At 69.7% G+C, this 1,181-nt stretch carries 1 pseudogene; it reads right to left on the minus strand.

The window, feature by feature from the left end:
• Positions 1-1,181 (minus strand): annotated as a pseudogene (locus tag AB0O00_RS40520) (glycosyl hydrolase); the annotation flags it as partial.

Here is a 1,181-nt window from a genome sequence, read left to right on the forward strand (position 1 = left end):
CACCGCGAACGAGCTGATGTACCGGTTCGGCAGGGCGCCGTCGACCGGGAGGTTGAGCTGGTGCCAGCCGGTGCCGTCGGTGTTGCCGACGGCGATGCCGCGGCTGAAGCCCTGGTTGTTGCACGGGCCGCACCAGCCCGCGTACACCGTGCCGTTGACGGTCGCGACCGCCGTGGCGAAGTGCCCGGCGCCCAGGTCGTAGGCGGAGGTCCACTCGCTGCCGCTGCGGATCGCGTAGCCCTTGTGCTGCACCCAGACGTGCCGGCCGCCGGCGATCCAGGTGTTGACGTCCTTGGGGTCGCTGGTGATCGGCGCGATGAACCGGGCGGAGCTGGTGGCCTTGTCGGGCGGGGCGACCTCGTACGAGGTGGCCTTGCTGGGGTCGGTGTTGCCGGAGCCGTCGTTGACGGCGCAGTTCTGGGTGACCCACATGTCGAGGTAGACGTACTCCTCGGCGATGTTGCAGCCGTTGGCCGGGTCGACCAGGGTGTCGGCGCCGTCGCCGCCGAAGTTGGAGCCCATCACCTTGTCGTGGGCGCGCAGGATCGACTCACCGTTGTCCTGCAGGCCGCCGCTGACGATGACGCCCTTGCCGGAGCGGTCCGCCGGGTCCTTGCCGACGCCGACCGAGTAGTACTGCAGGGTGTCGATGGTGCCGTCGGCCAGGGACTTCCAGTCCGTGGCGTGGCCCGAGGCGTCGGCCGAGCCGTTGACCGGGCGGCTGTAGATGCCGCCGTCGTTGCCGACGAACACGGTCGGCCTGCCCTGGTACGAGCCGACGGCGACGGCGTGCTGGTCGGAGTGGGTGGTGGGCGAGCAGTCGCCGGTCACCTTGGTCGGGTCGATGCTCCAGCACGGGAACGTGAAGTTCCAGTACGGGCCGGGGACGGACCAGCTGGCGCCGCCGTCCTTGGTCTCCAGCACCTCCTCCAGGCCCGCGTACAGGTGGTCCGGGTTGGCCGGGTCGACCTGGAGGAACTGGTTGTACCAGGACTGGATGCCGGGCTGGTAGCCGGCGCCCTGGAGGGCCGAACCGGAGTTCTTGATCTTGTCCTTGTCCGCGATGAGCGTCCACGGGCCGGACGGGGAGCCGGACTTGGAGACGTAGATGCCCTTGAGGCCGGTGTCCGGGTTGCTCGCCATGACGGCGGGGGACTGGTCGATCGCGTAGTAGCGCGAGC

The organism is Kitasatospora sp. NPDC093558, from assembly GCF_040683475.1.
Classification (GTDB): domain Bacteria; phylum Actinomycetota; class Actinomycetes; order Streptomycetales; family Streptomycetaceae; genus Kitasatospora.